The sequence below is a fragment of the Streptosporangium becharense genome, from assembly GCF_014204985.1.
In the GTDB taxonomy this organism is placed as follows: Bacteria; Actinomycetota; Actinomycetes; order Streptosporangiales; family Streptosporangiaceae; genus Streptosporangium; species Streptosporangium becharense.
On record NZ_JACHMP010000001.1, the window covers coordinates 2,319,686 to 2,341,963 of the forward strand.

General features: G+C 72.8%; 16 protein-coding genes. 5 read left to right on the top strand and 11 right to left on the bottom strand.

Going from position 1 to position 22,278, the window contains the following annotated elements; all coding sequences use genetic code 11:
- Positions 1–91: 91 nt before the first annotated feature.
- The gene (locus tag F4562_RS09915) at positions 92–1,231 is read right to left on the bottom strand and encodes an MFS transporter (protein WP_311733865.1); all 1,140 of its coding nucleotides are present in this window, start codon (positions 1,229–1,231) and stop codon (positions 92–94) included.
- A 144-nt stretch (positions 1,232–1,375) separates the two neighbouring features.
- Here F4562_RS09915 and F4562_RS09920 point away from each other — a divergent pair, with 144 nt between their 5' ends.
- Both F4562_RS09920 and F4562_RS35765 read left to right on the top strand, forming a co-directional pair.
- Complete coding sequence (locus F4562_RS09920) at positions 1,376–2,578, top strand: LacI family DNA-binding transcriptional regulator (protein ID WP_184539366.1); 1,203 nt, start codon at positions 1,376–1,378, stop codon at positions 2,576–2,578.
- Positions 2,579–3,685: 1,107 nt separating this feature from the next.
- A complete protein-coding gene (locus F4562_RS35765; protein WP_311733864.1) occupies positions 3,686–4,975 on the top strand; it encodes a DUF418 domain-containing protein in 1,290 nt (429 codons plus the stop codon).
- A gap of 70 nt (positions 4,976–5,045) precedes the next feature.
- Here the strand turns inward: F4562_RS35765 and F4562_RS09930 are convergent, their stop codons facing one another.
- Positions 5,046–6,281 carry an NAD(P)/FAD-dependent oxidoreductase gene (locus F4562_RS09930; RefSeq protein WP_184539362.1) on the bottom strand — a complete coding sequence of 412 codons (1,236 nt, stop codon included), beginning with the start codon at positions 6,279–6,281 and terminating at the stop codon, positions 5,046–5,048.
- Between the two features lie 248 nt (positions 6,282–6,529).
- Here F4562_RS09930 and F4562_RS09935 point away from each other — a divergent pair, with 248 nt between their 5' ends.
- Positions 6,530–9,301 carry a PEP/pyruvate-binding domain-containing protein gene (locus F4562_RS09935; RefSeq protein WP_184539360.1) on the top strand — a complete coding sequence of 924 codons (2,772 nt, stop codon included), beginning with the start codon at positions 6,530–6,532 and terminating at the stop codon, positions 9,299–9,301.
- Positions 9,302–9,389: 88 nt separating this feature from the next.
- On the opposite strand, the gene F4562_RS09940 is transcribed toward F4562_RS09935, so the two are convergent.
- The 4 genes from F4562_RS09940 to F4562_RS09955 form a co-directional block, all read right to left on the bottom strand.
- Complete coding sequence (locus F4562_RS09940) at positions 9,390–10,436, bottom strand: LacI family DNA-binding transcriptional regulator (protein ID WP_184539358.1); 1,047 nt, start codon at positions 10,434–10,436, stop codon at positions 9,390–9,392.
- A 111-nt stretch (positions 10,437–10,547) separates the two neighbouring features.
- A complete protein-coding gene (locus F4562_RS09945; protein WP_184854771.1) occupies positions 10,548–11,471 on the bottom strand; it encodes an ATP-binding cassette domain-containing protein in 924 nt (307 codons plus the stop codon).
- On the bottom strand, positions 11,468–12,472 hold the full coding sequence (locus F4562_RS09950) for an ABC transporter permease (RefSeq protein ID WP_184539356.1): 1,005 nt from the start codon (positions 12,470–12,472) through the stop codon (positions 11,468–11,470). The genes F4562_RS09945 and F4562_RS09950 overlap by 4 nt, the downstream gene beginning before the upstream one ends.
- A gap of 5 nt (positions 12,473–12,477) precedes the next feature.
- Positions 12,478–13,494: a sugar ABC transporter substrate-binding protein gene (locus F4562_RS09955; RefSeq protein WP_184539354.1), complete on the bottom strand. Its 1,017-nt coding sequence runs from the start codon at positions 13,492–13,494 to the stop codon at positions 12,478–12,480.
- A gap of 176 nt (positions 13,495–13,670) precedes the next feature.
- Between F4562_RS09955 and F4562_RS09960 the strand changes: the two genes are divergently transcribed.
- Both F4562_RS09960 and F4562_RS09965 read left to right on the top strand, forming a co-directional pair.
- Positions 13,671–14,657 carry a carbohydrate kinase family protein gene (locus tag F4562_RS09960; protein WP_184539352.1) on the top strand — a complete coding sequence of 329 codons (987 nt, stop codon included), beginning with the start codon at positions 13,671–13,673 and terminating at the stop codon, positions 14,655–14,657.
- 20 nt (positions 14,658–14,677) lie between these two features.
- Complete coding sequence (locus F4562_RS09965) at positions 14,678–16,591, top strand: propionyl-CoA synthetase (protein ID WP_184539350.1); 1,914 nt, start codon at positions 14,678–14,680, stop codon at positions 16,589–16,591.
- Positions 16,592–16,610: 19 nt separating this feature from the next.
- Here the strand turns inward: F4562_RS09965 and F4562_RS09970 are convergent, their stop codons facing one another.
- From F4562_RS09970 to F4562_RS09990, 5 genes are all read right to left on the bottom strand, one after another.
- The gene (locus F4562_RS09970; protein WP_184539348.1) at positions 16,611–17,912 is read right to left on the bottom strand and encodes a cation:proton antiporter; all 1,302 of its coding nucleotides are present in this window, start codon (positions 17,910–17,912) and stop codon (positions 16,611–16,613) included.
- Between the two features lie 96 nt (positions 17,913–18,008).
- Positions 18,009–18,317, bottom strand: coding sequence for a hypothetical protein (locus F4562_RS09975; protein ID WP_184539346.1), 309 nt, complete (start codon positions 18,315–18,317; stop codon positions 18,009–18,011).
- A 30-nt stretch (positions 18,318–18,347) separates the two neighbouring features.
- Entirely contained in the window at positions 18,348–19,490 is a 1,143-nt protein-coding gene (locus tag F4562_RS09980) for a DUF418 domain-containing protein (RefSeq protein WP_311733863.1), read from the bottom strand.
- A gap of 242 nt (positions 19,491–19,732) precedes the next feature.
- Positions 19,733–20,620 (bottom strand): alpha/beta hydrolase, encoded by an 888-nt coding sequence (locus F4562_RS09985; RefSeq protein ID WP_184539344.1) that lies wholly within the window; start codon positions 20,618–20,620, stop codon positions 19,733–19,735.
- 179 nt (positions 20,621–20,799) lie between these two features.
- On the bottom strand, positions 20,800–22,194 hold the full coding sequence (locus F4562_RS09990; protein ID WP_184539637.1) for an NAD(P)/FAD-dependent oxidoreductase: 1,395 nt from the start codon (positions 22,192–22,194) through the stop codon (positions 20,800–20,802).
- Positions 22,195–22,278: the final 84 nt, after the last annotated feature.

Consider the following 22,278-nt stretch of genomic DNA (forward strand, 5'->3'; position numbering starts at 1 on the left):
GATCGGCCCGGCCGGTTCCGGGGACGGTGCGGGAGACGGCGCACCCGCCCGGCTCCCCTTCCCACGTGAGCGAGCGGGCCGTGTCCCGGCCTCAGGAGAGGCGGCCGGAGACCTGCCCGGGACGCCCGGCGTCGCCGGCTGCTTCCAGGTGCCACGACGGGCCGGTGTGGACGGCCCGCAGCGCCGGCCAGGCCAGAGCGGCCAGTACCGCGGCCAGGGCCGCCACCGCGACCATCGCGCCGGGCAGGCCGGTGGCGTCGGCCCAGCGTCCGACGTAGACGGGACCGGCGAGGAACCCCAGGTAGGCCACGGTGGTCACGACCGAGGTGGCCCTCCCGCGGGCGGTGTCGTCGACGTGCGCGGCGACGACGCCGGCCAGTGTGGGGAAGAGCACCGCGGTGCCGGCCGCGGCCAGGGCCAGTCCGGTCAGCACCGCCGGGACGGCCGTCGCGACCGAGACCAGCGCGGTGCCGGCGGCGGCCGTGACGGAACCCGCGACGAGCACCGTCGCGGCGTGCCGGGAGCCGATCGAACCGGCCGCGAAGCGGGTCAGGGCGACGACGCCGGCGAAGACCGCCGGGCCGACCGCGGCGAGCGCCGGACCGGCGTCGGCCACGTCGGCCAGGTAGACGGCCCCCCAGCTCTGGTGGGCGTTCTCCGTCGCGAAGGCCAGCGCGCCGAGGCCGCCGACCACCAGCAGCGGCAGGAGCCGCACGGCCCGCCCGGTGCCCGTTCCGCCCCCGCCGTCCTCCGTCACACCCGCTGCGGCCCGCCCGTCGGCGAGGACGGAGAGCGCGGCACCGGCCGCGGCCACCGCGACCAGGAGGAACGGCACGAGGAGCGGCAGCCCGAGACCGGAGAGCAGTCCGGTGGCGAGGCTGCCGGCCACGACCATGGCGGAGAAGACGCCGTGCGCCCGGGTGATCACCGGCCTGCCCGAGTTCCGTTCCGCCGAGCCCGCCGCCGCGTTGATCGCCACGTCCGCCGCACCGGAGGAGGCGCCGAGCAGCGCCAGACCCGCAGACAGGCTCCAGATGTCGCGTCCGAAGGCGGCGACCAGGGTTCCCACGACGCCCAGCGCTCCGAGCAGCAGCGCGGTCACCCGCAGCCCCCAGCGGTCCACCGCCCTGCCGGTGGCGAGCATCGCGGGCAGCGCTCCGGCCCCCACGAACAGCAGTGCCGTGCCGAGTTCTCCGTCGGTGAGCCCCGCCTGGGCTCGGACCGCGGGCACCGAGGCCCCCCACACACCCCAGAAAGCGCCAAAAGCGGCAAAACTCGCATAAGCCGTACGCGGGCGGACGGCTCGGGTCTCGATGAGCATGTGTGTAACGATACACAAGATAGCTGTGTATCGATACACAGCTATCCTCGGACCATGAGTGGACGGACGGCCCGGCGCCGGGTGACCATGACCGAGGTCGCCCGCGCGGCCGGAGTATCCGTGATGACCGTCTCGTACGCCTACGGCAGGCCGGACCGTGTCTCCGACGAGACGCGGGCCAAGGTCCGCGAGGCCGCCGAACGCCTGGGCTACCCGGGACCGCACCCCGGCGCGCGGTCACTGCGCCGGGGCCGCACCGGCAACCTGGGCGTCGTCCTCGGGGAGCACCTGACGTACGCGTTCGACGACCCGCAGGCCAGCCGCTTCCTGGCCGGCGTGGCCCAGGTCTGTGCCGACCACGGCATGGCGCTGACGCTCGTTCCCGTCACCGGCGGCCCCGCCGACGTCGACCGGGTCACCGAGGCCGCCGTCGACGCCTTCGTCGTCTGGACGACCGCGGACGACGACCCCGTCATCGACGCCATCGCCGCCACCGGTCTCCCCGCGACCGTGCACGGCGGCCCACGCCGCGACGGCCTCGCCTTCGTGGCCGCCGACGACCGGGCCGCGGCCCGCGCCGCGGGGGGCGAGGTCTTCGCCGGCGCCCGGCGCCCGGCGGTACTGAGCTTCCCCCTCGACCGCGCGCGGGTCTCCACCGTGACCTTCGGCGCTCCTGCCCCCCGTCCCGGAGCCTCCGATTCCGCAGGAGCGGCGCGGGACGAGAACGCGACCGGGTCCGGAGGGGCGATCCCGAAAAGCGCCCGCCTCTCGGTTCTCGGGGCCGGGGTGCGGGGACCGGTGTCCGGGATCGACCCGGAGACCGCGACGTTCCGGGTCACCCGGCAGCGGCTGCGGGGCTTCCGCGACGCCTGGTCGGAGATCGGCGGTGACTGGCCGGAGGTCCGGGTGGCCGTCTGCTCGACCAACAGCGCCCGCGAGGCCGAGGAACTCGCGGCCGAACTGCTCACCGGCCCGCACGCCTGCGACGCCGTCGCCGCGATGAGCGACGAACTGGCCCTGGGCACGCTGCGCGCCGCCGCCCGCCTGGGCCTGGCCGCGCCGGCCGACTTCACCCTCAGCGGGTGGGACGACACCGACGCGGCCGCCCCCGCGGGGCTCACCACGATCGCCCAGTCACTGCGCGACCAGGGCGCCCGCTGTGCCCGCGCCGCCCTGGGCCACCCCGCTCCCGGAGACCGGGACACCGAGGTCGCCTGGCACCTGGTCAGGCGCGACTCCACCCGCCGGCGCCGTTAGGCGACAACGCTGCGGGTCGACACATCTGGTCGCGGATGAGGTCTGTCCGCTTCCACACCCTCAGCAACTCTCTCGGCGCATCGGGCAGCCCCCACTGTTGATCACGTAGACGGCGCTCGCCAGGTGAACCGGTGCCCTATGGCGACGAACGCCACGGCCGGTCGTTCGAGAAGCCCCAGGAGCGTGAAGAACGGTCGTTCCAGGAACGCGATGACCGGTCGCTTGCGGAATGCCGCGAAGGTTCGTTCCAGGAACGCGATGACCGGTCGTCTCTCTGCCGGGCTCTGCATGAGCCCCCAGCGCCGCACGGACGCCACGGCAGGTGTGACCTGCCGAAGTGGTCCCTGTCGTCCTTGTCGTGACGGCGGAGGCGTTTCCTGTCGACCTCGATGCGGAACCCGACAGTCCTGCAGAGGCGGGTGCCGCGCACTTTGCAACAGATCTTGTCGGACACCCTCCAGCATTTCCTCCCGGGCGGCTTGGCCTGGAGCGTCTCCGTCGGCGTCACCTCCTGCGGGGCGACGGCCCCCGGCGCCCGTATGGGGCTCCGGTCGGCCGCGGCCTCCGGCGCCTGTGCCGATCCGAAGGCCAGGACGGCGAGGAGCGCGGGGCCGAGGAACGCGACGATTCGCCTGCCGTGCACGGACGTCCCCCTCTCGTCGAGGGTCATCGTGGGGGTCGCCTGGTGGCCGGCGACCGGCCAGGGCCGACGATACCCGGCGGGACGTACCGGATGGGGGAGCTGTGGAAACCTTTAGGATGCGCGGGTTGATTGTTGGTCGGCCTACGTCGGCCTGTCCCAGGTGTCGATCCAGGCGCGGATGTCCTTCTCCGACGCCTGGACCGGCCTGTGCACGCCCACTGATCCGCCGGACCTCCTTATCCGTGAGGGCGTCGACTGTGACAGGCCGACCTGCGTGGCCATCGACCATGTCGACCGGTGCGTGACGTTTTCCGGCTCGGTCTCCAGCGTTCTCCAAATTCTTTCCGGCGGGTTGGCGTTCCTTGGGTCAAGAGGGCCGTGGTGCCCCGCGCACCGTCTGAATCATGACGTCGCCACCGGGACGTTCCGGAGGCGCGACTACGAGCACATGGAGCCGGGGAGCCGTGAAAAGGATCGTCATCTTCGGCGGATACGGCACGGAGAGCGCCGTCCCCGCGTTCCGCGGTCCGGTCGAGGACGGCGAGCGGGCACTCGCACCCGACCTCGCCCGTGGTTTCATGCTTCTGCTCATCGCCCTGGCGAACACCCCCTGGTACCTGTGGGGACGGGAGCTCCGGGCCAGCACGATCCACCCGCCCGGAGGGTCGGCGGCGGATCGGATCGTCCAGATCGTGGGCATCGTCGCGGTGGACTTCCGCGTCTACCCGATGTTCGCGTTCCTGTTCGGCTACGGCATGGTGCAGATGATCTCCCGCCAGCGGGCCGGCGGGCATCCGGAGACGGCCGCGCTCGCGCTGTTGCGCCGCCGCAACCTGTGGCTGCTGCTGTTCGGGTTCGCGCACGCGGCCCTGTTGTGGCAGGGAGACATCCTCGGCGCCTACGGCCTGACCGGCCTCCTCCTCGGGCGGCTGTTCCTGCGCCGCGGTGACCGCGTGCTGCTCACCTGGGCCGCGATCGGCACCGGCGTCCTGGTGCTGACGGCCCTGCTCGGCGTCGCGGGCGCCTGCCTGGCCGCGACCGCGGAGTCTCCTCCGCGGGTCGCCGGCTACCTGCCGCTCGGGACGGCGAGCGTCGCGGAGAGCGATCCGATCACCGCGGCCCTGGAGCGCCTGACCTTCTGGCCGGTCGTCGTGGTCGGTCAGGGACTGGTCGGACTGGCGTTGCCCGTCTCCGTCGTCCTCGGCTTCTGGGCGGCCCGGCATCGGATCATGGAGCGACCGGGCGAGCATCTTCCGCTGCTGCGCCGTGTCGCCGTCGCCGGTGTCGCGATCGGCTGGCTGGGCGGACTGCCGCACGCGGCGGCCGTCATGGGAGTGCTCGACGTCCCCGAGGAGTCGATGTTCGTTTTCGGGATGTCCCAGACGGTGACCGGCCTGCCCGCCGGGCTGGGGTACGTGGCGGTGTTCGGACTGGTCGGGCACCGGCTCGGGCGGCGGCGACGGCCCGGCCGGGTGGCCGCGACGACGGTCTCAGGAATGGCCTCAGGAATGGCCTCGGCGATGACCGCGGTGGGCAGGCGGTCGCTGTCGGCGTACCTCGCCCAGTCGGTGCTCTGCGCTCCGGTGCTGGCCGCGTGGGGCCTCGGGCTCGGTGCCCGCCTGCACAGCGCCTCCATGGCCGGTTACGCCGCGGGCGTCTGGACGATCACCGTGGTCGCGGCCGTCCTCCTGGAGCGCCGCCGCCACCGGGGGCCCGCCGAGACGCTGCTGCGCCGGTTGACGTATCGGAGGTGACCCGCCGGCCGGCACCTGGCGCGGGGTGCTCCCGTCACCGGCGGTCACCCGGACGACCCGCCACCGGCGGTCAGCCCCCGGCGAGGTCGGCGAGCGGGATCGCGGGATCGGCGAGCCTTCCCGGGTCGGCGGGGGCACCGCCGCGGATCAGCTCCTGGACCGGCGCGATGCCCTCGTCCCACCGGTTGACGTGCATCCCCGCCACGACCCGGCCGCCGGAGAGCCAGAAGGCGTGGAAGTCACGTGCCCGCAGATCCCCGCGCACGACGACGGAGTCGTACCCGCCCGGCGCGAACCATCCGGAGAACTCCATGCCCACGTCGTACTGGTCGCTGAAGAAATAGGGCGGCCGATCGTAGACGACCTCCCGGCCGAGCATGGACCTGGCCGCCGCAGGGCCGCCGTTCAGCGCGTTGGCCCAGTGCTCGACCCGGATGCGGGTGCCGTACAGCGGGTGGAAGGCGTTGGCGGCGTCACCGGCGGCGTAGACGTCGGGGTCGTCGGTGCGCAGCGACGCGTCGACGAGGATCCCGTTGTCCACGGCCAGGCCCGCCCGCTCGGCCAGTTCGGTGTCGGGGATCACACCGACGCCGACGATCACCACGTCGGCCGTCACCTCGCCGCCGTCGTCGGTGGCCACCGCCCGGACACGCCCGGTGCCGAGGAATCCGGTCACCCCGCGTCCGAGCCGCATGTCGACGCCCCGCTGCCGGTGGACGTCGGCGAAGAAGGCGCCCATCTCCGGACCGAGCGCGGCCTGCAGCGGAACCGCCCGCGGCTCGACGACGGTCACCGCGCAGCCGTACTCCCGGGCGGCCGCCGCCGTCTCCAGCCCGATCCAGCCGGCGCCCACGACGACCACCCGGCCTCCGCCGCGCAGGGCCTCGCGCAGGCGCTCGGCGTCACCGAGCGTGCGCAGGTAGTACACGCCGTCCAGGTCCGCGCCGGGCACGTCGAGACGGCGCGGGGACGCGCCGGGGGTCAGGAGCAGCTTGGTGTATCCGATCCGGCGGCCGTCGTCGAGCTCCACCTCGCGCGCGGCCCGGTCGGCGCCCGTCACGCGGCGCCCGCCCAGGAACTCGACGGAGTTCCCGGCGTACCAGCCCTCGTCGTGGACGTAGACCTTGGCCCGGTCGTCCTTGCCGAGCAGGTAGCCCTTGGAGAGCGGGGGCCGCTCGTAGGGGCGTTCGGCTTCCGCGCCGACGAGCACGATCCGGCCCGCGAAGCCCTCCTCCCGCAGCGTCTGCGCGGCCTTCGCCCCGGCGAGGCCCGCTCCGGCGATGACGAACGTCTGCTCGGTGGTCACACCTCTTCCTATCCGAATTCCCGCACCGGTTCCAGGAAGGGAAGGGAGACCCCTTTCGACCCGGAGTTTATTTCATCGTTTGTTGACTTCACGGGCACCCCGTCCTACCGTTGCGGACACGAAGCGGTCACGGCCGTGGGGGGCCGCCCGGCGAGCCACGGAGACGGGCGTGGAAGGCGAACCCGCGTGTCCGGCCGCCGCGCTTCCCGGGAAGCGGTGAAGCGGTGAAGCGCCGAGGAGACCCCGCCATGCCCACACCGATCGTCCTCAGACTCGACGAGATCGGGGCGGAGGCGCTGCCCCTCGCCGGCGGCAAGGCCGCCAACCTGGGGGTGCTCACCACGGCCGGATTCCCCGTCCCGCCCGGCGTGTGCGTCACCACCGAGGCATACCGCCGGGTCACCGCGCGGGCCGGCGGGCTCCACGCCGTGCTCGACGCGCTGGAGGTGACACCGGCCCGTGACACGCGGACGCTGAAGGAGCTGGCCGGTGCGGCCCGGAAGATCGTGCTCACCGCCCCCGTCCCGGACGACATCGCCGAGGCCGTACGCCGGATCGCGCGCGGCCCCGTCGCAGTCCGCTCCTCGGCGACCGCCGAGGACCTGCCGCACGCCAGCTTCGCCGGCCAGCAGGACACCTACCTGAACGTGATCGGCGCCGACGCCGTGCTGGAGGCGGTACGACGCTGCTGGGCCTCGCTCTGGACCGACCGGGCCGTCGCCTACCGGGCGGCGAACGGCATCGGCCACCGCGCGGTGCGCCTGGCGGTGGTCGTCCAGGAGATGGTCCAGGCGGAGATCGCGGGGGTGATGTTCACCGCGAACCCGGTCACCGGCCGGCGTCGCGAGGCCGTCGTCGACGCCGCCCCGGGTCTCGGTGAGGGGGTGGTCTCCGGGGCGGTCAACCCCGACCACTTCGTGGTCGACACCGCCACCGGCCGGATCACCGAACGCCGTCCGGGCGACAAGCGCCTGGCGGTGCGCTCCCTGCCGGGCGGCGGGGTCGAACACGTGGAGACCGCGGGAGGCACCACAGCAGCCGCGGGGGGCACCACCGAGGGCACGGCGGGAGGCGCGACGGGAAGCGCCGCGGGAAGCGCCGCGGGAAGCGCCGCTGGGGACGTCTGCCTCACCGACGCGCGGCTCAGAGCGCTCGCCGAGCTCGGCGAGCGGGTCGAGCGGCACTACGGGGAGCCCCAGGACATCGAATGGGCCCTCGACGCGGACGGGACCCTCTGGCTCACCCAGGCCCGTCCGATCACCACGCTCCATCCGATCCCCCACCGCGCCGAATCGCCCGAGGCTCCGGCGCCGGCCGGCGGCGGCACCCGGATCTACTTCTGCTTCAGCGTGGCCCAGGGGCTCTACCGGCCGATCACCCCCATGGGCCGGTCGGCGTTCCGGCTGCTGTCCGCGTCGGTGGCCGAACTGCTGGGAGCCCCGGTGGCCGACCGACACGCCGGGGCACCGATCGTCGCCGAGGCCGGCGGGCGGCTGTTCCTCGACGTGACGGGGATCATGCGCAGCCGGGTGGGACGCGCGATCCTCCCCCGCCTGCTCGACGTGATGGAGGCCAGGTCGGCGAAGGTGCTGCGGAGCCTGTCCGGCGACCCCCGGTTCGGCCTCACCCGGCGTTCGGTCCGTCCGGCGCTGCGCCGGGCCGCCGCCGTCGCGGGCCGCTTCCGGCTTCCGCAGCGCGCGGTACGGGCACTGATCAGCCCCGCGTCCGCGCGCCGGGACGCCGAGCGGACGGGCGCCGGCCTGCGGGAGCGGCTGGCCGCCCCGCGGGACGCCACTGCGCTGGAGCGCCTCGACCACGCCGAGCGGGTGCTGGGCGGCCGGGTCGTACCGCTGCTGCCGGCGGTCGCCCCGGGGCCGGCGGCGGGCTTCGCGATGCTGGGCCTGGCCGCGAAGGCGCTGGGTGACCGGGCCAGGCCCGGTGAGCTGCCGACGGTCCTGCGCGGGTTGCCGCACAACGTGACCACCGAGATGGATCTGGCGCTGTGGCGGCTGGCCACCCGCGTCCGCGGAGACCGCGGGGCCGCCGCGCTGCTGCTGGGCACCCCGGCCGCCGAACTGGCCGGGCGCTTCCACGCCGGGTCGCTGCCCGAGGTCGTCCAGCGGGGCCTGGCGGGGTTCCTCGCCGACTACGGGGTCAGGGCGGTGGCCGAGATCGACCTGGGGCTGCCGCGCTGGTCGGAGGACCCGACCCACCTCATCGGCGTGCTCGCCAACTACCTGCGTCTGGAGGACCCGGCTCTGGCGCCGGACGTCCTGTTCGCCAGGGGTGCCGCCGAGGCGGCATCGATGATCGAGACGCTGAGCGCGCGGGCGGGCGGGCTCCGCGGGCGGTTCGTCCGGTTCGCCCTGCACCGGGCCCGTGCGCTGGCCGGGCTGCGCGAACTGCCGAAGTTCTACCTGGTGACCGCTCTCGGCGCCGTACGGGCCGAGCTGCGGATCGTCGGCGCCGAACTGGCCGCCCGCGGTCTGCTGCCCGCGGCCGACGACGTCTTCCTCCTGACCTTCCGCGAGGTCAGGGCCGCCCTCACCGTCCCGGACCCGGAACGTCTGCCGGCCGCGCCGCGAGAGCTCGTGGCGCGGCGGCGCGCGGAGCTGGAACGCGAGCTGCTGCGCAGGCGTGTCCCCCGGGTGGTGCTGTCGGACGGCACCGAACCGGAGGCCGTCGCCGCGGAGACGCCGCCGGACGGCGCGCTGACCGGGACCCCGGCGTCGGCGGGCACCGTGACCGGCGCCGCCAGGGTCGTCCTCGACCCGGTCGGCGCACACCTGGAGCCCGGCGAGATCCTGGTCTGCCCCTCCACCGACCCCGGCTGGACTCCGCTGTTCCTCACCGCGGGCGGACTGGTGATGGAGATGGGCGGCGCCAACTCACACGGCGCCGTGGTGGCCCGGGAGTACGGCATCCCCGCCGTGGTGGGGGTCGCCGGGGCGACCGAGCACGTCACCACCGGCCAGGAGATCACCGTGGACGGCACCTCCGGCACCGTCGTCACCACCTGACCTCCGGCACCGTCGTCGCCACCTGACCTCCGGCACCACCATCGCCCCCGGAACCACCTGATCCGCCCGTCGGGGCCGGAGCCCGCGGTCACGTCGTGGCGACGCGGTGCCCGCCGGGCCGCCCGGCCGGGGGCAGTTCCCCGGAGCCGCGAGGGATCAGGCGGGTCGGGACGACGACCGTCTGGGCTTTGGAGCGTTCCCCGTCGAGGCGGGCCAGCACGAGCTTGGCCGCCGCCTGGCCGATGGCGGCCGGATCCTGGGCCACCACGGTCAGGGCGGGCCGCAGCACCTCGGCGAGCGGCAGATCGTCGAAACCGACCACGGCGACGTCCGGACGGCCCAGCCGGGCCAGGCCGAGGACGACACCGGTGGCGGCGAAGTTGTTGGCGGCGAAGACCGCGGTCGCCGGATCGCGCGCGCCGAGCAGCCGGGTGACGGCCGCCGCGGCGGCCTCGTGGTCGTGACCGGTCTCCACCAGGGACCGGTCGAAGGGGATCCCGGCCTCGTCCAGGGCGTCGCGGTAGCCCTGCAGGCGCTCCCTGCGGGTGTGGAGCGCGGGCCGGTCACCGACGAAGGCGACCCGGCGGTGGCCGCCGGCGATCAGGTGGGCGACTCCCGCGCGGGCCCCCTCCCGGTTGGCGCTGACGACGCAGTCGGCCCGCAGCCCGGCGGCCGGCCGGTCGAGGAAGACGAGCGGCAGCCCGGCGTCGCGCTCCTCGCGCAGGTGGCGGTGGTCACCGCCGGCCGAGGGAACCACGATGAGCGCGGCGACCCTGCGGGCCAGGAAGGTCGAGATGAGGGAGCGCTCGCGGTCGGCGGCCTCCTCGGAGGAACCGACGATCAGGGTGAGCCCGCGGGCGCGCACCGCACTCTCGAACCCGCCGGCGACCGTTCCGAAGAACGGGTTGCCCATGTCCGGGATGACCAGCCCGACCGTGGAGTCGCGGGCACCCACCCGCATGTTCCGGGCCATGAGGTTGGGCTGGAAACCCAGCCTGCGCATGGCCTGCAGAACACGCTCCCGGGTCTCCGCCGCCACCGGGCCGTCGTCGTTCACCACCCGGGAGACCGTCTTCGCGGTGACCCCGACCTCTCTGGCCACGTCGGTCATGGTGGCGCGGCGAACCTTGGACATGGACCACCGTTCTTCTCGTCGGCTCCCGGGAGACGGAGCGTCACCATCAGGCTAAGGCCCGGTCAAGCCTTCACCCATGACGCCCGTCCGCCAAGATACGCCGGTGAAGCGTCAGGAGAGACCGATGGCCCGGGCGGCGTCCCGGTCCGTGACGACCGTGCCCTCCTGGGTGTCCAGCCGCATGGCCCCGGTCATGATCGCGACGACCTCGGCCATGTTGAAGTCCCCCGGCTTGATCTGGGCGACCCTGCGGCCGAGCCGCTGGATGTGGATCCGGTCGGCGATCTCGAAGACATGGGGCATGTTGTGGCTGATCAGGATGACCGGCAGCCCCTTGTCCCGGACCCGGCGGATCATGTCCAGCACCTGCCCCGACTCCTTGACGCCCAGCGCGGCGGTGGGCTCGTCCATCACCACCACGTGCCGGGCCCAGGCCACCGCCCTGGCCACCGCGACTCCCTGGCGCTGACCGCCGGAGAGCGACTCGACCGCCTGGGTCAGCGAACGCAGGCCGATCTTCAGATCGGCCATGTGCCGGGCCGACTCCTCGCGCATCCGCTTCTTGTCGAGCATCCGGAAGATCGTGCCCAGCAGGCCGCGGCGGCGGACCTCGCGGCCCAGGAACATGTTGCTGGCGATGTCCATCGACGCGGCGACCGCGAGGTCCTGATAGACGGTCTCGATGCCGTGCCTGCGCGCGTCGAGGGGGTTGCGGAAGCGGACCGGCCTCCCGTCGAGCAGGATCTCCCCCTCGTCCGGCTGGAGCGCGCCGGTCAGCGCCTTGATGAGGCTGGACTTGCCCGCGCCGTTGTCGCCGATCACGGCGAGCACCTCGCCGGCCATCAGGTCGAGGTCGACGCCGTCGAGGGCCGTCACGTGACCGTAGCGCTTGACCAGGCCGCGCGCCTGCAGGACCGGTGTTCCGGCCACGAGGGTCTCGGCCTCCGGGAGGCGGGCCGCGGGGACCGCGGCGACCGGGTCGCCCGGCCTCCGGTCGCCGCCGAGCGGGTGGCCGCCGCGTGGGGTGTCGGTCATCGGTTCCTCCTACGGGAGAGCTGGTCGACGGTGACGGCCAGGATGACCAGCACGCCGGTGATCAGGGTCTGGTAGATGGACGCCACTCCCATCAACTGCAGGCCGTTGCGGAAGACACCCACGATCAGGGCGCCGATGAGGGTGCCGATCACGGTGCCCCGGCCGCCGAACAGGCTGGTGCCGCCCAGCACGACCGCCGTGATGCTGTCCAGGTTGTCGGTCTGCCCCGCCTGCGGGTCGCCGACGCCGGTCCGGGAGACCAGCAGCAGCGCCGCGATGCCGTAGACCAGGCCGGCCACCGCGTAGACGCCGAGGGTGAGCCGGTTGGTGCGGATGCCGGTGAGGCGGGCGACCTCGGGGCTGTTGCCCAGCGCGTAGACGTGCTTTCCCCAGGCGGTCTGGCTGAGCAGGTACGCGAACAGCAGAAACAGCCCGATGGTCACCACGGAGCCGTAGGTGACGTTGGTGTCACCTATCCGGAAGGTCTCGCCGAGGAAGGTCATCTGGTCGGGCAGGCCGGTCACGGTCTGGTCCTGCGAGTAGATGTGGGTCAGGGCGAAGACGATGTTGAGCATGCCCAGCGTGACGATGAAGGGCGGCAGCGGGATGGTCGTCACCAGCAGCCCGTTGAGCGCGCCGAACCCGGCGCAGACGAGCAGGCCCAGGAGCACGGCGACCAGCGGCGGTACGACGCCGTCGGCTGCCAGCTTGGCCATCAGGATGCCGCCGAAGGCCATGATCGCGCCGTTCGACAGGTCGATCCCGGCGGTGAGGATGATCAGCGTCTGGCCGATGGCCAGGGTGCCCACCACCATCACCTGCTGGATGATCAGTGAGAAGTTGCCGCCGGTCAGGAACTGGTCGCTGTTGAAGGAGAAGAAGGCGCAGGCGAGCAGGAGCGCCACCAGCGGGCCGACGGTCGGTGTGGTGAGTACCCTGCGCAGGGCCGACGGCTCACTGACGGGCGGCCTGGCCGGCGCGGGGGTCATGGTCGCGGTCATGGCGCTCAGCCCCAGCAGTTCTGCAGGCCGAAGGCGACGTCCTTGGACTCCACCCCGGTGACCGGCTTGTCGGTGATCAACGTGACCCCGGTGTCGGTGTAACCGGAGGCCTTGGACCCGCCCTTGGCGTAGGTGACCACGGCCTTGACGCCGTCCTCGGCCATCTTCAGCGGGTACTGCTGGGAGGTCGCGGCGATCTGCCCGCTCCGCATGGCCTTGACCCCGGTGCACCCGCCGTCCACGGAGACGACGAGCACGTCCTTGTCACGGCCCCTGGCCTTCAGCGCGGTGTGGGCGCCGAGCGCGGCGGGCTCGTTGATCGTGTAGACGACGTTGATGTCGGGCGCCTTCTGCAGGCAGTTCTCCATGGCGGTCTGCCCCTTGGACTGGTCGCCCTGGGTGTCCTGGGAGCAGACGACGGCCGGGTCGCCCTCGGCGATGCCGAACCCCTTGAGGAACCCGTCGTGCCGGAGCTTGCCGACCGCGACACCGGGTGCGAGGTCCAGGGTCGCGATCTTCGCGGGCTTGCCGGCCATCGCGGCCTTGGCGTACTGGCCGATGAGTTCACCGGCCTTGAAGTTGTCGGTCGCGAACAGCGCGTCGGTGGCGCTCTGCGGCTCGGTCGGGCTGTCCAGGGCGATCACCATCACCCCGGCTGAGCGTGCCTTCTCCAGGGCCGGGACGATCGCCTTGGAGTCGCTCGGCGTGATGAGGATGCCCTTGACCCCGGCCGCGACCATGTTCTCGATCGCGGTGATCTGGCCGGCGTTGTCGCCGTCGAACTTGCCCGCGGCGGTCATCAGCTCCGCGCCGTTGGCCTTGGCCGCGGACGCCGCCCCCTCCTTCATCTTCACGAAGAAGGGATTGGTCTCGGTCTTGGTGATGAGCCCCACCTTGACGGCGGATGTGCCACCACCTCCGCCGCCGCTCGACGCGGTGTCCTCCCCGCCACAGGCCGCCAGGGTGATCACGGCGACGGCGACACCGGCCGCCAGTGCGCCACTGCGAAGGCTACGAGACATGAGTACTCCCTGTTCCGTGGGGGGGCCAAAGATGTCAACGTTGACACATGTCAACGTTGACATCCGCTGCCATGGATGATGAACTCCGCCGGAGGAAACGTCAATGCCCTATACCTGTAATAAGTCGGCAACGTCGCCGGATCGCCTGCTGTGATGCCTCTCGGAAAGGCGGGCCCATGTCCTCTTCCCCGGTCGCCGTGCTCGGCGAGTGCGTCGCCGACGCCTTCGTGACACCGGACGCCCCGCCGGGCGAGCTGGCCCTGCGGGTCCTGCCCGGCGGCGGCCCCGCCAACACCGCGGTGGCGCTGGCCCGTCTCGGCACGCCCACCCGGTTCCTGGGACGCCTGTCGGACGACTCCTTCGGTGCCCTGTTCCGCACCCACCTCGCCGCCTCCGGGGTCGACCTGACCGGCTGCGTCGCCGCCGCCGAGCCGAGCACCCTGGCGGTGGCCACCCTGGACGACGCCGGCCGGGCCCGCTACTCCTTCCACGCCGAGGGTGCCGCCGACTGGGCGTGGAGCCCGGCGGAGCTGACCGCGGAGCGGGTCGGCGACGTCTCCTGCCTGCACACCGGCTCCCTGGCGCTGGTCCGCGCGCCGGGAGCGGACAACGTCGAGGAACTGCTGGCGGCGACCGCGGCCCGCGCCACGATCTCGATCGACCCGAACGTGCGGGCCGGTCTCGTCGCCATGGCCGTCTACCGGGAGCGGATGCCCCGGTGGTGCGCGCTGGCCGACATCGTCAAGCTGAGCGACGACGACCTGGAGCAGATCCACCCCGGCGAGCCCGTCGGGCAGGTCTGCGACGCCTGGCACGCGGCCGGGACCCGCCTGATCGTGGTGACCCGCGGCCCGCTGGGTGCGCTCGTCTCCGTCGACGGGGAGCGGACGACGGTGCCCGCGCCGCCCGTGGACGTCGTCGACACCGTGGGCGCCGGAGACTCCTTCACCGCGGGACTGCTGCACCGGCTGCGGACCCGCGGCCTGCTCGGCGGGCGGCTCGACTCCCTCGGCCTGGCCGAGGCCGCCGAGGCGGCCACCTTCGCCGCCCGGGTCGCCGCGCTCACCTGCTCGGTGGCCGGGGCCAACCCGCCGTGGGCACGCGACCTGGCCGGCGAGCCGGCCGGGGAGCCGGCCGGGGAGGCGTCTCGACCGGGCGTCTGACCGAGGAGCATGATGGCCTGATGTCGTACGCTGACGCCTTCGCCCGCAGCATCACCGACCCCGAGGGCTTCTGGGAACCGGCCGCCGAGGCGGTCACCTGGACCAGGGCACCCCACCGGGTGCTCGACGCCGGAGCCCCGCCCTTCTACCGCTGGTTCCCCGACGGGGAGCTGAACACCTGCCACAACGCGCTCGACCGGCACGTGCAGGCGGGTCACGGCGACCGGCCCGCGCTGGTCTACGACAGCCCCGTGACGGGCACCGGCAGGAGCTACACCTACGCCGAGCTGCGCGAGGAGGTCGCCGCCTTCGCCGGGGTGCTGCGCTCGCTCGGCGTGGAGCAGGGCGACCGGGTGGTGATCTACCTGCCGATGATCCCCGAGGCGGTGATCGCCATGCTGGCGTGCGCGCGGCTGGGGGCGGTGCACTCGGTGGTGTTCGGCGGTTTCGCGGCCAGGGAACTGGCCGCGCGGATCGACGACGCGCGACCCAGGGTCGTCGTGTCGGCCTCCTGCGGCATCGAGCCGTCCCGCGTCGTGCCGTACAAGCCCATGCTGGACGCGGCGCTGGAGCTGGCCGGGCACCGCCCGGCGCACTGCGTGATCCTCCAGCGGGAGCAGGCCCGCGCCGAACTCGTGCCCGGCAGGGACGTCGACTGGGCGGACGCGCGGGCCGGGGCCGAGCCGGTCGGATGCGTGCCGGTGAAGGCGACCGACCCGCTCTACATCCTCTACACCAGCGGGACCACCGGCCGGCCCAAGGGCGTCGTACGGGACAACGGCGGGCACGCGGTGGCGCTGCTGTGGAGCATGGCGAACGTCTACGACGTCGGACCCGGCGACGTGTTCTGGGCGGCCTCCGACGTCGGCTGGGTGGTCGGCCACTCCTACATCGTGTACGGCCCGCTGCTGTGCGGGGCCACCACCGTGCTGTACGAGGGCAAGCCGGTCGGCACCCCCGACGCGGGTGCGTTCTGGCGGGTGGTCGCCGAGCACCGGGTGAACGCGCTGTTCACCGCGCCGACCGCGCTGCGGGCGATCAGGAAGGTGGATCCGGAGGCGTCCCTGCTCCGCGCGCACGACATCTCGTCGCTGCGGACGCTCTTCCTCGCCGGGGAGCGCCTGGACCCCGACACCTACCACTGGGCCGCGGAGAAGCTGGGCGTCCCGGTCATCGACCACTGGTGGCAGACCGAGACCGGCTGGCCCGTCGCCGCGAACCTGCGCGGCCTCGCCCCCATGCCGGTCAAACCGGGCTCCCCCACCGTGCCCGTCCCCGGCTACGACGTGCGCGTGCTGCGTTCCTCGGGTGAGGAGTGCTCGCCGGGTGAGGAAGGGGCGATCTGCCTGCGACTGCCGCTGCCGCCCGGCACGCTCCCGACCCTCTGGCGGGACGACGAGCGGTACGTGCGCTCCTACCTGTCGGCCTTCCCCGGCTACTACCTGACCGGCGACGGCGGTTACCTCGACGAGGACGGCTACCTCTTCGTGATGGGCCGCACCGACGACGTGATCAACGTGGCCGGGCACCGGTTGTCCACCGGGTCCATGGAAGCGGTGCTCGCCGCGCACCCGGCGGTGGCCGAGTGCGCGGTGATCGGGGTCGCCGACGAGCTCAAGGGGCAGGTCCCGCGCGGTTTCGTGGTGCTGAAGAGCGGGGTGGCCGCCGACCCCGAGACCGTGCGGGCCGAGCTCGTCCAGGCGGTACGCGACCAGGTCGGTGCGGTGGCGGCGCTCAGGAGGGTGGACGTGGTGCCGGCGTTGCCGAAGACCCGGTCGGGCAAGATCCTGCGCAAGACGATGCGCGGCCTCGCCGAAGGTCTCGACGAGGCCGTCCCCTCGACCATCGAGGACGCGGCGGTACTGGACGTCCTACGCCCCATCATCGGCCGCCCCGCCGCGGCGGACGGCCCGGACCGGCCGGGACGTCCGTGACCGCGCCTCCGGAAGGGGGTCAGGACGTCCCGCCCGTCCCCTCCGGGCCGGCGCCGGGACGTCCGTGCCCGCTTCCGCCGGTCGCCCGGCTCACCGGGCCCGCCTCGGCCGCGTCGGTGTCCGTGTCCGTGTCCTCCCCCCGCTTTCGCGCCTCGGCGGTGCGGCCGGAGAGGGCACGGGCGATCGGCTCCGAGCGGCTCGCGATCAGCGGGCCGAACAGGGCGAGCACCAGCACGTACCCGGCGATGAACGGGGCGAGCCTGCCGTCGAGCCCGGCGGCCAGCGCCATGGTCGCCAGGACCAGGGCGAACTCCCCGCGTGAGAGCACGGTCAGTGAGATGTTGACCGCCTCCGCCCTGCCGAAGGAGTTGAGTTTCGCGGCCAGCACACCGGCCACGACGTTGAGCAGCAGGGTGATCATCACCGCGATCGCGACCGGCCAGGCGACCGAGAGCATGTCGCCCGGCTCGATGGACAGGCCGAACGCGAAGAAGAACAACGCGGCGAAGGCGTCCCTGAGCGGGTGGACGAGCTGGCGGATCCGCGGGGCGGCCCGGGTGGAGCTCAGAATGAGGCCGATCATGAAGGCCCCGATGGCGTCGGAGACGCCGAGCTCCTCGGCGACCCCGGCGGTGAGGATCGCCAGGCCGGTGAACGTCACCACCAGCAGTTCCTCGTCACGCGTGTCGACCAGCAGGCCGACCAGCCGGGTGCCCCAGCGGGCCAGGGCCGTCAGCGCGATCAGGAAGGCGAACGCCCGGCCGAAGGACAGGGCCGCCTCGCCGAAGCTGTCGGCGCCGTTGAGGACCGGCTGGAGCACCGCCAGGTAGAGCGCGAGGAAGACGTCCTCGACGACGATGATCCCCAGGATGAGGCGGCTCTCCGGGTTGCCGAGGCGCCCCAGGTCGACCAGGAGCTTCGTCACGATCGCCGAGGAGGAGATGCCGATCACACCGGCCAGTACCAGCGCCTCCCTGGTCCCCCAGCCGACGGCGAACCCGAACGCCAGGCCACCGCCCACGTTGAGCAGGATGTACAGGACCCCCGCCAGCACCATCCGCCTGCCGCCCTCGACGAGGTCGTCCAGGGAGAACTCCAGGCCGAGGTAGAACAGCAGGAAGATCAGGCCGAGCGCGGCGATGACCTTCAGGTCCGCCGGGTTCTCCACGAGGGCGAGACCCGGCGTGTGCGGCCCGAAGATGATGCCCGCGAGCATGAACAGCGGGATGGTCGGCAGCCCGACGCGGGTGCCGAGCCTGGCGATGATCCCGGCGGCCAGGAACGAGCCGCCGAGCGCGACGAGGGCGTCACCCAGTGCCATGCCGTCCCCTTCCTCCGGGACCGGTTCCGGGCATGCCGAAGAAACATTCGTGAAACATGGAAAAACCTCCGTCAAGTGGTTCCGGATGTCGTCTGGCTAAAGATCACTTGACGGAGGTGCTCGGGGGCTGCTGTCATCGAGGAGCGCGGGGGCCGCCGGGAAGGGCCGGGACGGCGGGGGTGCGAGCGGCCCCGGACGGCCCGGCGGCGCGAGGCCGGGGCCCGGCGGGAACAGGTCGCAGGTCGCCGGGTGCGGGGTCACCGGGGAGAGCCCGACGCCGCTGGCCAGCATGATCGCGGCATCGGGGGCGACGGTGCGGTCCGCGGACGCCGACAGCGGGGCGTAGACGACGGTGAACAGGGCCAGTAGCAGGACGGCGACCGCCCCGGTGGCCCTCCTCGACAAACCCGTCCCTAACTGTCAGCGAAATTTTCACTATTTTATCATCTTTTCGGCGGTCTGCTGCGGCGCCTGGTACGCCCACTGCCAGGCGGCCTCGATCGGCCCGCGTTCGAAACGCCGCAGCCACAGGGTGGACAGCGCCATGAACAGGACGCATATACCCGCCCACGCCGCGACAACCCACCATGGACGCAATCCGTCGAACCTGGCGGCCAGCCCCAGCCCCCACCCGTAGCAGAGCACCGAGGCGACCAGGTTCTGGAAGACGTAGCAGCTCAGCGCGGTACGGCCGACATTGGTCAGACCCCGCCTGAGCGGCCCCGGAGCACCGGTCAGCCGCTGCGTGACGGTCGCGACGAGGCCGAGCAGGCCCAGCGCCACCAGCGGCGGCAGCAGGTAGCGGTCGACCAGGAACCATCCGGGGCCGGCGAAGGCGGTCAGCAGGTTCAGCGGCAGGCCCACGGCGAACCCGGCGACCATGAGTCGGCGGCGGAGCGCGGCACCTGCCTCCGAGTCCTCGAAGACCCCGGCCCGCATCAGCCGCGAGCCCAGCAGGAACAGCACGATGCCCAGCGGGACGATGAGGACCGCCTCCAGCCGGTAGAAGCCGAACAGTTCGATCCGGGCGGCGACCTGCTCCGGGTAGGAGCCGTCGGAGAAGAGGGTGGACGGCGCCTGCGGATCGACCGGGCCGCCCTGGCCGGCGACCAGTGCGGCGGTGAACAGAGCGATCACCCCGGTGAAGGCCGCTCCGACGGAGACCATCCAGATCCTGACCGCCCGGTCGCTGCGACCGATCAGGTACACCACGACGACCGAGGTGACCGCGTACCCCATGAGCACGTCGAACTCGAAGATCAGCAGGTAGTGGATCAGGCCCTCGACGAAGAGCAGCCCGGCCCGCCACAGGTACCAGCCCGGCCACGGCGTGCCCCGGCGCGCGGCCGAGCGGTACTGCAGCTCCAGCCCGACGCCGAACAGCAGGGTGAGCAGCGCCAGGAACTTGCCGTTGGTGAGGGAACGGACGAAGGTCTCCAGCACCCCCGGCTGCCCGAGTGCGCTCATCGCGTCGGCCGGACCGCCGGGATCGGTGAAGATCCAGATGTTCGTGCCCAGGGTGCCCATGATGGCGACCCCCCTGAGCACGTCGAGCACGTTGATGCGGCGAGTTGTCACAGATCAACGATCTCGTCCGGCCGTGCGGGCGGCATCCTCACGCGGGCCCATCATCGCCCTACACCGATCGATGTACCGGCTCGGTCTCCGGCATGTGGCGCGGCACGCCCCGCGTCATCCCAAAGACACCACGGCACCCCGAAAGCGTGGCGTCGTCAGGAGGGCACGGCGGCACCCCGAAGGCACGGCGTCCCCGCCGGCCGCCGGGCTCCCGGATCGGGCTCCCGGATCGGGAGGGCGGTTCAGAGATGCCCGCCGAGGAACGCCGCGACGGCCTCGACCGCCCGGGTGACGTGCGGCTCGGTGTCGTAGAGGTCGATGTGGCGCCGGGTGTCCAGCCAGAGGAGCCTCTTCGGCTCGTCCATCCGGCGGTAGGCCAGCTCCGCACCCTCGGGCGAGCAGAGGCGGTCGACGACGCCGTGCACGATCAGACCGGGCTTGGGCGACAGGAAGTCGGCGCCGGTCATGGTGTCCACGGTGAGCAGCTCACGGATCGAGGCGCGGGTCACCTCGTTGCGCCACAGCGCCGAGGCCCCCCGGGAGGTGCCGTAGTAGGCGAACGGCTCATCACCCGGCATGGCCGCCTCGCCCTCCTCGGCCACCGCGGGCAGGTATTCGACCGGCCCGCCCCGGTCCTGGCGCTCCAGCGCCGCGGTGAGGGAGACGAGCGCGTCCCGGTACCCGTCGGGTGACATCCCGGCGCGCGTGTCGTAGGGGTTGTTGTAGGACCCGGCGACACCCGCGAACGCCCTGACCCTCGGGTCGAACGCGGCGAACTTGAGCGCGTACCCTCCGCCGAGGCCGATGCCGACCGCGCCGATCCGATCGCCGTCCACCTCGGGACGCGAGCGCAGCAGCGAGACGGCGGCCCGCAGGTCGTTCAGCTTGCCCTGCGGGTCCTCGTGGTTGCGCGGCTCGCCGCCCGACTCACCCCAGTTGCGATGGTCGAAGGCCAGCGTCACGTATCCCGAACCGGTCAGCAGGGCGGCGTACCGACCGGTGACCTGGTCACGGGTGCCGGTGAACGGCCCGGTGAGGACGAGCGCCGGGTGCGGCCCCGGCGAGGCCGGGATCCGCAGGTCGCCGACGAGGGTGATCCCGTCGGCGGTGAACTCCACCTTCTCAGACATGATCCCCAGTGTGTACGGCCCGCGCGGCACCGCGGAAGGCACCCGCCGCGGAAGACCGGGAGCACACCGCGCGCGCGGCCGGCCGGGAACACGCCGGGGAGGATCGCAGGCACACCGCACGCGGCCGGACCCGCTCTCCCGCCCGGCCGCACGCGGCGGGGCGGGAGAGCGGGAACCGCCTAGGAGTCGAACCCCAGGCCCATCCGGTCCAGGGTGCGCAGCCAGAGGTTGCGGCGGCCCTGGTGGAGGTCGGCCTGGGCGATCGACCAGCGGGTCATCTGGATCCCGGCCGAACGGACCGGCTCGGGCGGGAAGGGCAGCGGCTTCTCCTTGACCATCCGCAGCTCGGTCCGCTCGGTCGGTTCCCCGCCGAGCAGGTCGAGCATGACGTTGGCCCCGAAGCGGGTCGCGCCGACGCCCAGGCCGGTGTAGCCCGCGGCGTAGGCGACACGCCCGCCGTGGGAGTGGCCGAAGAAGGCGCTGAAGCGGCTGCAGGTGTCGATGACGCCGCCCCACCTGTGGGTGAAACGCAGCCCGGAGAGCTGGGGGAACGTCGCCGTGAAGTGCTCGGCCAGCTTGACGAAGGTCTCGTCGCGCTGGTCGTACTCGGGCTTGACCTTGCCGCCGTTGTAGTAGACCGCGTCGTAGCCGCCCCAGAGGATGCGGTTGTCGGCGGTCAGCCGGTAGTAGTGGAACTGGTTGGCCGAGTCGCCGACGCCCTGCCGGTTGCGCCAGCCCACGGCGGCCAGCTGCTCGGCCGACAGTGGCTCGGTCATCAGCGCGTAGTCGTAGACCGGCACGAGGAAGTGCTTCAGCCGCCGCAGCAGCGGCTGGAAGACGCCGGTGCCGAGGGCGACCCGCCCGGCCCGCACGGTTCCATGCGGGGTGAGCAGGTCGAGGGTCGTCCCGGTGTCCTTCATGGTGCGGACCGGCGTGCGCTCGTAGATGCGCACGCCCAGGGAGAGGCAGGCCTGCCGGAGCCCCCAGGCCAGCCGGGCGGGATCGATCATGGCGCAGCCGTCGCGGTCCCAGTGTCCGCCGACGTAGGTGGGCGAGTTCACCTCCGCCCGGACCTGGTCGCGGTCGAGCACGTCGATGCGGACGCCCAGCTCGCGGGCGATCTCCAGGCTCTCGTTCATCTCCGCGAGCTGCCACGGCTCGGTGGCCACGCGCAGCTCGCCGGTGCGCTCGTATCCGCAGTCGATGTCGTACCTGGCGACGGTCTCGCCGATCTCGTCGAGGTTCTCGACGCCGAGGCGTTCGAGGGTCGCGACCTCGTCCGGCCAGCGCTCCAGCGCGTTGGCCATGCCGTGGGTGAGCGAGGCCATCGCGAAGCCGCCGTTGCGGCCGGACGCGGCCCAGCCGATCTGCCGTCCCTCGACCAGGACGACGTCGAGCGAGGGGTCTCGCTCCTTGGCCATCAGGGCGGTCCACAGCCCCGAGAAGCCACCGCCGACCACCGCGAGGTCGGCGGTCGTGGTGCCGAAGAGCCGCGCGAGCGGCTCGGGTTTCGCCGGACTGTCGAGCCAGTACGGCTTGCGCTCCGCGTCAGCAAGAGCCTTCAGCGGATCCACAAATCTCACTTCCCTACGTGAGTCAGGTGTTCTGTTTTTTGGTGTGTATCGCGTGGTCGTGACGACCACGCGCGGGTTCCCCCC

Bases quoted from the DNA above. Each gene is read 5' to 3' on its own strand.
- F4562_RS09920 (WP_184539366.1), top strand. From the start codon at position 1,376: ATGAGTGGACGGACGGCCCGGCGCCGGGTGACCATGACCGAGGTCGCC.
- F4562_RS09935 (WP_184539360.1), top strand. From the start codon at position 6,530: ATGCCCACACCGATCGTCCTCAGACTCGACGAGATCGGGGCGGAGGCG.
- F4562_RS09940 (WP_184539358.1), bottom strand. From the start codon at position 10,436: ATGTCCAAGGTTCGCCGCGCCACCATGACCGACGTGGCCAGAGAGGTC.
- F4562_RS09945 (WP_184854771.1), bottom strand. From the start codon at position 11,471: ATGACCGACACCCCACGCGGCGGCCACCCGCTCGGCGGCGACCGGAGG.
- F4562_RS09950 (WP_184539356.1), bottom strand. From the start codon at position 12,472: ATGACCGCGACCATGACCCCCGCGCCGGCCAGGCCGCCCGTCAGTGAG.
- F4562_RS09955 (WP_184539354.1), bottom strand. From the start codon at position 13,494: ATGTCTCGTAGCCTTCGCAGTGGCGCACTGGCGGCCGGTGTCGCCGTC.
- F4562_RS09960 (WP_184539352.1), top strand. From the start codon at position 13,671: ATGTCCTCTTCCCCGGTCGCCGTGCTCGGCGAGTGCGTCGCCGACGCC.
- F4562_RS09965 (WP_184539350.1), top strand. From the start codon at position 14,678: ATGTCGTACGCTGACGCCTTCGCCCGCAGCATCACCGACCCCGAGGGC.
- F4562_RS09970 (WP_184539348.1), bottom strand. From the start codon at position 17,912: ATGGCACTGGGTGACGCCCTCGTCGCGCTCGGCGGCTCGTTCCTGGCC.
- F4562_RS09985 (WP_184539344.1), bottom strand. From the start codon at position 20,620: ATGTCTGAGAAGGTGGAGTTCACCGCCGACGGGATCACCCTCGTCGGC.